This window comes from Methylomonas rivi, assembly GCF_024505165.1.
Classification (GTDB): Bacteria; Pseudomonadota; Gammaproteobacteria; order Methylococcales; family Methylomonadaceae; genus Methylomonas; species Methylomonas rivi.
Genome location: NZ_JANIBK010000175.1, coordinates 1 through 6921 on the forward strand (window position 1 = coordinate 1; position 6921 = coordinate 6921).

9 protein-coding genes are annotated in these 6921 nt (G+C 50.5%); 4 read left to right on the plus strand and 5 right to left on the minus strand.

From position 1 onward, the window contains the following. Positions 1–34 precede the first annotated feature (34 nt). From NP596_RS18865 to NP596_RS18875, 3 genes are all read right to left on the minus strand, one after another. Positions 35–721: a phospholipase D-like domain-containing protein gene (locus NP596_RS18865; RefSeq protein ID WP_256616952.1), complete on the minus strand. Its 687-nt coding sequence runs from the start codon at positions 719–721 to the stop codon at positions 35–37. 139 nt (positions 722–860) lie between these two features. Then, positions 861–1124, minus strand: a complete 264-nt coding sequence (locus NP596_RS18870) for a DNA-binding protein (protein ID WP_256616953.1) — start codon at positions 1122–1124, stop codon at positions 861–863. A gap of 223 nt (positions 1125–1347) precedes the next feature. Continuing rightward, a complete protein-coding gene (locus NP596_RS18875) occupies positions 1348–1557 on the minus strand; it encodes a hypothetical protein (protein ID WP_256616954.1) in 210 nt (69 codons plus the stop codon). A 237-nt stretch (positions 1558–1794) separates the two neighbouring features. Here NP596_RS18875 and NP596_RS18880 point away from each other — a divergent pair, with 237 nt between their 5' ends. The 4 genes from NP596_RS18880 to NP596_RS18895 all read left to right on the plus strand — a co-directional run bounded on the left by NP596_RS18880 (position 1795) and on the right by NP596_RS18895 (position 5087). Continuing rightward, positions 1795–2064, plus strand: coding sequence for a type II toxin-antitoxin system Phd/YefM family antitoxin (locus NP596_RS18880; RefSeq protein WP_256616955.1), 270 nt, complete (start codon positions 1795–1797; stop codon positions 2062–2064). After that, positions 2064–2360 carry a type II toxin-antitoxin system RelE/ParE family toxin gene (locus tag NP596_RS18885; protein ID WP_256616956.1) on the plus strand — a complete coding sequence of 99 codons (297 nt, stop codon included), beginning with the start codon at positions 2064–2066 and terminating at the stop codon, positions 2358–2360. The genes NP596_RS18880 and NP596_RS18885 overlap by 1 nt, the downstream gene beginning before the upstream one ends. 690 nt (positions 2361–3050) lie before the next feature. Beyond that, a complete protein-coding gene (locus NP596_RS18890) occupies positions 3051–3767 on the plus strand; it encodes a TylF/MycF/NovP-related O-methyltransferase (RefSeq protein ID WP_256616957.1) in 717 nt (238 codons plus the stop codon). Positions 3768–3827: 60 nt separating this feature from the next. Next, positions 3828–5087, plus strand: coding sequence for a nucleotidyltransferase domain-containing protein (locus NP596_RS18895; RefSeq protein ID WP_256616958.1), 1260 nt, complete (start codon positions 3828–3830; stop codon positions 5085–5087). Positions 5088–5092: 5 nt separating this feature from the next. On the opposite strand, the gene NP596_RS18900 is transcribed toward NP596_RS18895, so the two are convergent. Then, entirely contained in the window at positions 5093–6523 is a 1431-nt protein-coding gene (locus NP596_RS18900) for an undecaprenyl-phosphate glucose phosphotransferase (RefSeq protein WP_256616959.1), read from the minus strand. Next, positions 6513–6921, minus strand: a 409-nt coding sequence (locus NP596_RS18905; protein WP_256616960.1) for a WecB/TagA/CpsF family glycosyltransferase, incomplete at its 5' end; no start/stop codon positions are given. The genes NP596_RS18900 and NP596_RS18905, both read right to left, overlap by 11 nt.

The following is a 6921-nucleotide window of genomic DNA, read 5'->3' on the forward strand; positions in this document are numbered from 1 at the left end:
TTTTTTGATGTTCATTTTAAATTTGTAAATTTCGTTAAGAAAAATATGATGAAGCATCCCTGAACATATTTTCAAACATCTCTATCGATTCTTTATATATTATTGAGTTGTAATCGATGATTTCAAGAAATGGCCCTTCGGAACTTATTTTATCGGCCCAATAAAGACCAATAAAAATATAGTCGTCAATAATAATTAAATTAAAAGGGGGGAGTGATTTAAATGTTCTAATATCGCATTGCCATTCAAGCTCGTTACATCTTTTGATAATTGTTGGGATTTGGTCAGAGTTGTAACCGTTTGATTTTGGTTTTCCAACGGCTTCTAATCTAATATCGAGGAGGTTCTTTGATTCAGGGCCTAAAATAAGTATTTTAACCTCTACTCCTTTATTCGCTTTGTGTAGGTTGCTAGGGTTTGGTATGAAGTCTGGTCTGCCTATCCAAGAATCAAGTATCCATATTCGTTCTTTTGCATTATTCATTAGACGAATAAATAGGTCTCTTGGCATAATGTTGTGATGAATTGTATGTATCCCTAATCCATTTAACAACCAGCGTGCTAGACGTCGACCTAGGATACTGTTTTTATTCGTTCTATAAATGGCAGTGGTTATTAAGCCTGTTAGTATGGTTACTATGACTCCGGTTGGAATTCCTATTAATATGCTTTGAGACAAGTCATGTATATAGCTTGAAATTTTTTCTGATAAATATTCCATATTTTATTCTAATTCTTTTTAATTTAATGACTTTCCTAGCGCCTGGTTGAGTGGCTGGATTTGCTTTTTTTTGTTTAATCTTCCCTGGCTGAACAACGGCGCGTCCATCTCGATAGTGCTCTATCTGCCGTTATCCAGCCTAACCTAGTTTTTGCCTTGTTTCCTCCAGCTCAGGGCTTATTTGTCCTGCTTCTGGATTAGTTGTTTCTGTTGCAATCCATAGCGCATATTCCGGCCATAGTTTGAATATGGCCTCTAGGTGTTCTTCGGTCGCTCTTATTGGGTCTTTGCGTTTTATGTTTGACCATTTTGCTCGGTCGACGCCTGTCTTTTCTTCCAATGATTTTGGTGTTTCACCTTTAAAGTCAATAACTTCTAAAAGTCTTTCTCGCAAAGTTTTCATATTAGCGTGCAAATATAGCAATCAATAGTTGACAAATGCTAAATATGGTTGCAATAATTACAACCATATTTAGCACGCAACCCAACAAACCAACATAGTAACCCAACAGGCCAAAACATGGAACAAACACCGCCCGTACCGCTAGTTCCCTTCGTTCCTGTCATGCACAGAGAACGCTTTTCCGAACTCACCGACATCCCTTACGGCGTAATCGACGGCTGGGTCATTCGCGGCTATCCACCAACCAATTGGTTAAAACATGACTGCTACAAACCTCTTCCAATACCGGCGCCAACCAGAACGGCAGCGAGTGCTCGATACGCGCCGGGCTGGCGTAGGCATCCAGCATGTTTTTGGATACGTCCTTGCCGCTGATGCGCGACACTTCCGCGCTCACCGCGTACCGGTCTCGCTGGCCGGATTCTGCCAGCATCAGGCTTACACCCTCCGCAACCTCGCGGCTGTATCGGCATTCGCCAGGCGCAAAAATATGCACCTCGGGTATCTCGAAAATGTCTAATGTTTGCGTAGGCCAGGCATGTTTATAGTTTGTAATGACCAGCCTTTGAAACTTTACTTGCCGATGTAGTGATCTTTGGTATGGAAATAAACAGCACCTTTTAATAGGTGCTACAATCAGCACTGTTAAAACTAGTTCAGAGCTAAAGCCATGCAAATCAAGTTTTCAGAAGACGTCATCCCGCTCAGTGATTTGAAAGTCAATCCCGGCCGGGTAGTTAATCAAGTTAGGGAGACGCATAGGCCGGTGTTACTCACCAGTCGCGGTCGTGGTGTTGCAGTGGTTCAAGACCTAGATGATTACGAAAAGGCTCAGGAAGAACGAGCGTTTATCAAAGCGGTCGCTCAAGGCTTGCTGGATATTAAAAATGGAAACGCCATGGAGTTAAGTGAGGTCAAAGCCAAGCTGGGTATTCGTTAATGAAGCTGTTATTTGCCCAATCGGCATTCAATGATCTTGCTGACATACAAGCTTATTATTTGGAGCAGGGTGTCCCGACCGTTGGCGAAAAGTTTGTTACTGAAATCATCGCTCATGTAGAAGTCTTGACGGATCACCCAGAAATCGGGCGTATCGTACCGGAATTTGCCGAGCCCAAAATACGTGAACTGATTCATCCGCCTTTTCGTATCGTGTACTGGCTCGATAACCAAACAATAAACGTTATTAGGGTGTGGCGTAGTGAACGATTGTTACAACTGCCAGAGCCAAATTGAGCGTGTGAGCTGCGTGAATTTTGCGTGTTTGGGTTGTGATTCGTTATGATTCGCCGTGCAAAGTCACGCAAAAACGACTTGAAAAATACTAATATAATCAATAATATGGCATGAAATGACGTGATTTGTAATCAGCCGATCGCGGGTTCGAGTCCCATCACCAGCTCCATATACATGAAGGCCTTAGACGAAAGCCCGGGCCTTTTTTATTTTCGGGATTACGCCAGGGTTGCACTCTCGATTAAATCACACTGTATTTAGTAAGCATTCGCCCGCCTAAAATCTTATGAAGAATTGTACGTAAATACACGCAACAAAGTGCCCTCACTTGACGAATTTATTGTCAGTTTAGAAGCAGGGCTTTTCTCCACTACATAAAGATAAATCTAATGTTTTGGGAAACGTAGCTAAATCATAGCTATGTTAGGCAAGCTTTGCCGCGCTAGGTCGGGCGCCTTCAATCCCGGATTCCGCCGCGCATCATCCGGGCTACTTGCCGAAGGCGTTGGACCATGCCATCATTGACGCCGTGTAAGGCTTGGTGATTAATCGTCGTCGTTCTCCAAAGATCATTTGCCGTCCCTGTTTTACTCGCCGGCGGGTATTTTTAGAAGTTCCCCTAATTAAAGTTGCCCTATAATCCGGCATGCGTTTAGGCTTACCAGCCGACTTTCCGAACGAAAAAATCTTATGACCATTAGTCTTTTGGATAACCTTAAAATCAGGTACCGCCGCTTCCGGATTGCGTCAAGCTTACACAGGATCGATACTCTTGGAGCCCTGCATCGCGCATGGGCTTATGTTCATGCAACCGTGCTTCCGGGCGACTACTACGAATTCGGCGTCTACAAAGGCAATTCCCTTATTAATAGCTGGCTCTCTCACCAATACTTTCGCCGGCGTTTGGAACGCTCGGGCCAGCTACCGTTTAATCGAACAGGTACCGTAGCTCGGTTCCTGGCCCGGACACCCACCTTTTACGGATTCGATACCTTTAACGGTATGCCCGATAATAGCGAGGGCGAGGATACGCTGGCGCCGGGGTCGTTTCAAAGTTCCATCGCTCACGTTACCCGGCGGTGCGCCATAGCGGACCTGCGCCACCCAACCGTCCGCCTTATCCCGGGTTTGTTTGCGGAAACAAAGGAGCAAATAGGCCCGCATCAGGCCGCTATTGTCCACATCGATTGCGACTTGTATGGGTCTACGGTTGACGCTCTTGATGCCATCGCCCCCCGCCTGACTCAAGGAACCGTCCTTTTATTTGACGATTACAATCTATTCCGTGCCGACAAACAGCGGGGAGAACGGCGCGCTTTGGCGGAATTTATCCGGAAAACCGGCTTAAACCTCGAACCGTGGTTTGCTTACGGCCCCGCGGCACAAGCATTTCTGTGCCATCAATAAACCTAGAAAAATCAGTTGAGCATTCCAAATCCCGTTCGTCCCGAGCCCAACTGTAACCATATGCCGTTAGACGACGGTCATCGCGCTAGAGAGATTATTCTCAACATTTTGCACCTTTCGCCGTCGCTACAGGATTCTTCCCTACTGCTTCGCATGAATGAGCCGGACTGGGATTATCTGATCCGAGTCGCCGGAATGCATCGGCTCGGCCCGATTCTTTACGATGGTATCGTTCGTAAAAACTTAGTGCGGCTCACCCCACCCCGCGTCCTAATGGCTTTACGACAGGCATCACATAAACATGCCGTTCGTAACCTGGCCCTCTGTCAGGAACTGGTTACCGTTACTCGTTTGCTTGCCGGCGCGGAAATACCTTCGATTGCGCTAAAAGGGGCCTTCCTCGCAAACTTCACTTACCGAACGCTAGGCCTCCGGCCAATGCGGGATCTTGACCTGCTAATTCCCAAAACGCATGCCGTCAAAGCGTTCGAACTCCTAAAAAAACATGGCTATCGACCTTGCTACGAGGGTCTGCCGGAAGCCCATCTTGACGGCAACAAAATTCATCTGCCTCCGTTAGCACGTCACAACGCTATTCCCATCGAACTCCATCACCGCCTGACTTTCCCCCGTCCCGGCGGCTCTACGGACGACTACGAGTCGGTTCTCTGGGCCCGCAGCGTTTCAAAACGGCTTGGCAATACCGCCATCGGCTTCCCTTGCGCGGAAGATATGCTGCTGCATCTCTGCTACCACGCAACAGAGGGCCACCAATTTTCCATCGGCCCCCTTGCCCTAATGGATTTGGCCTTGCTGGCCCAACGCCATCGACTCGATTGGGAATGGATTCTGCGCCGAGCGTCCAACGGTTGGCGGCGCTATCTTCTCGCCCCTCTATATCTGGCAAAATTGCATCTGGGCGCGGACATACCCGATTGGGTTATGGGGGAACTGGACGTAGAGGGCGATAAAAGCCACTGGCTGGAGAGTGCCGAATACCTAATATTTTCGGAGCTCGACGACCACATGCTGTTAAATGCCGGCATGCAGAAAATCTTGTGCTCGAAAAATCCGCTTGAGCGCATTGCCGCTTTCGGCAAAATCGTTTTCCCGACACGCGCCGCTATTGCAACCCATTTCCCCGTACGTTCGGACTCGGCCGCCGCTTTCCTGTACTACCCGCGGCACTGGCGGCGGCTGCTGAAGAAGAAATTACCGTCCGTGCTGTCCAGATTACTGCAACAGCCCCGCGAAATGGAACAACTGGCCGCCCATAAGCGGGCCTTCAGCCACTGGCTGAAAGCCGATACCGGCGATTAAACCGCTCAATAGGCGTTCTTGCCGGCGAATCCGCCCAGCACCGTCATCCAAACGATTTTCAGATCCAGCCATAACGACCAATTCCGGATGTAATGCAAATCGTAATCCACCCGTTTCTGCATTTTCTCGACCGCATCGGTCTCGCCGCGCCAACCGTTGACCTGCGCCCATCCCGTGATACCGGGTTTCACCTTGTGGCGCAACATATAACCATGAATCAAGCGGCGATATTGTTCGTTATGTACAATCGCATGCGGACGCGGCCCAACCACCGACATCGTTCCTTGCAATACATTGATGAACTGCGGCAATTCATCGAGCGACGTTCGCCTCAGGAAGCGGCCGAAGCGCGTGACGCGCACGTCCATCGGCCTGGCCTGGACGACACGATCGCCCTCTTCGCATACCGTCATTGAGCGAAATTTCCACACATGCACCGGTTTGCCGTCCAAACCATACCGTTTCTGTCTAAAAATGACCGGGCCGGGCGAAGATAATTTTAACGCTAACGCGATAACCAGCATCGGCAGCGCGGCTACCGTCAGAATAGCCGCGCTGAGCAAAACATCTTCCAGCCGCTTCAGCGAGCCGCCGATGCTGGTAAACGGAGTTTCGTGAACGCTGACAACCGGTATCCCGTTCAAATTCACCCAATGCGCATGTTCAATTTCGAACACAAAAAAATCCGGCAACAAGTAAACCGACGCCGTGGTATCCGCCAGTTTCGCCAGCAAGTCCAGAATGCTTTCCTTGGCCTGGATCGGCAGCGCGACATACACCACATCGATCCCTCCCTTATGCGCCTCCGCCACCAACCGGGCCAAGCTCCCCAACACTTGAAACGGCGTTTCGGATATCAAACCCTCCGCCGGACAGTCATCGTAAAAGCCTTTGAAGACCAGACCGGTCCACGGCATCGCGTTCAGTTCGCCGGCCAATTCGAAGGCGGCAAGGTTGACGCCGGCGATAGCGACCGTACGGGTGTTGCGCCCTCGGCGGCGCAGTTCCCGCAGTAACAAGCGCACGCACAGGCGTACCCCCATCAACGACAGGGGCGCCAGCAGCAACCAGGTGAATAGCGTCGAGCGCAACGACTCCTCGGTAGCCTTATTGAAAAAGGCCACGGCCAATACTAAGCCGAAGGCGGCCGTGCACGTTACCGCAACCAACCACAATTCGCTGCCGACGGAATTCATGCGCCAGGAACCGTAAATCCCCCTGGCTTCGCCGGCAGCGTAGAAGCCGAGAGCGCCTACCACGGCGATCTGCAGCAGATTAGCGTCGAAAACCATGCCGCCGCGCAGGGTGGACAAATACAGCGTTACCAGCATGACCGCCGCATCCGCCAAGCGCTGCAGCACGGCGACCCCGGAAGCATAAGGCCGTATATAACCCTTGGAGACGCGCGCGGAGCGAGACGGTTTTTTAATTGGCATGATGATCGGGTTCTTGCTTCGCCCCCACACGGGCGCGCACGAGCAGCCACAGGAAGCAGAAATTGGTGCGCGCATAACGTGCAAACAACCGCGCGGGCTCCTGCTTTAACCGAAACAGCCATTCAAGCCCATGGCGCTGCATCCAATTCGGCGCCCGCCGCAAGGCGCCGGAAACCACATCGAACGAACCTCCCACCCCCATGCCCACGGCCACGCCCAACTGTTGCCAATGCGCCCGCAGAAAACGTTCTTTCCTGGGCGAGCTGATGCCTATAAACAGAATTCCCGCGCCGGATCGCCGGATATCCCGCACGACGTCCGCCTCTTGCGCCGCGGCGAAATAGCCGTCCCGTATCCCGGCGATTTTCAAACCGGGCGTGCTGTCCACCAGCCGCCGG

Bases quoted from the DNA above. Each gene is read 5' to 3' on its own strand.
- NP596_RS18865 (WP_256616952.1), bottom strand. From the start codon at position 721: ATGGAATATTTATCAGAAAAAATTTCAAGCTATATACATGACTTGTCT.
- NP596_RS18870 (WP_256616953.1), bottom strand. From the start codon at position 1,124: ATGAAAACTTTGCGAGAAAGACTTTTAGAAGTTATTGACTTTAAAGGT.
- NP596_RS18875 (WP_256616954.1), bottom strand. From the start codon at position 1,557: ATGCTGGCAGAATCCGGCCAGCGAGACCGGTACGCGGTGAGCGCGGAA.
- NP596_RS18880 (WP_256616955.1), top strand. From the start codon at position 1,795: ATGCAAATCAAGTTTTCAGAAGACGTCATCCCGCTCAGTGATTTGAAA.
- NP596_RS18885 (WP_256616956.1), top strand. From the start codon at position 2,064: ATGAAGCTGTTATTTGCCCAATCGGCATTCAATGATCTTGCTGACATA.
- NP596_RS18890 (WP_256616957.1), top strand. From the start codon at position 3,051: ATGACCATTAGTCTTTTGGATAACCTTAAAATCAGGTACCGCCGCTTC.
- NP596_RS18895 (WP_256616958.1), top strand. From the start codon at position 3,828: ATGCCGTTAGACGACGGTCATCGCGCTAGAGAGATTATTCTCAACATT.
- NP596_RS18900 (WP_256616959.1), bottom strand. From the start codon at position 6,523: ATGCCAATTAAAAAACCGTCTCGCTCCGCGCGCGTCTCCAAGGGTTAT.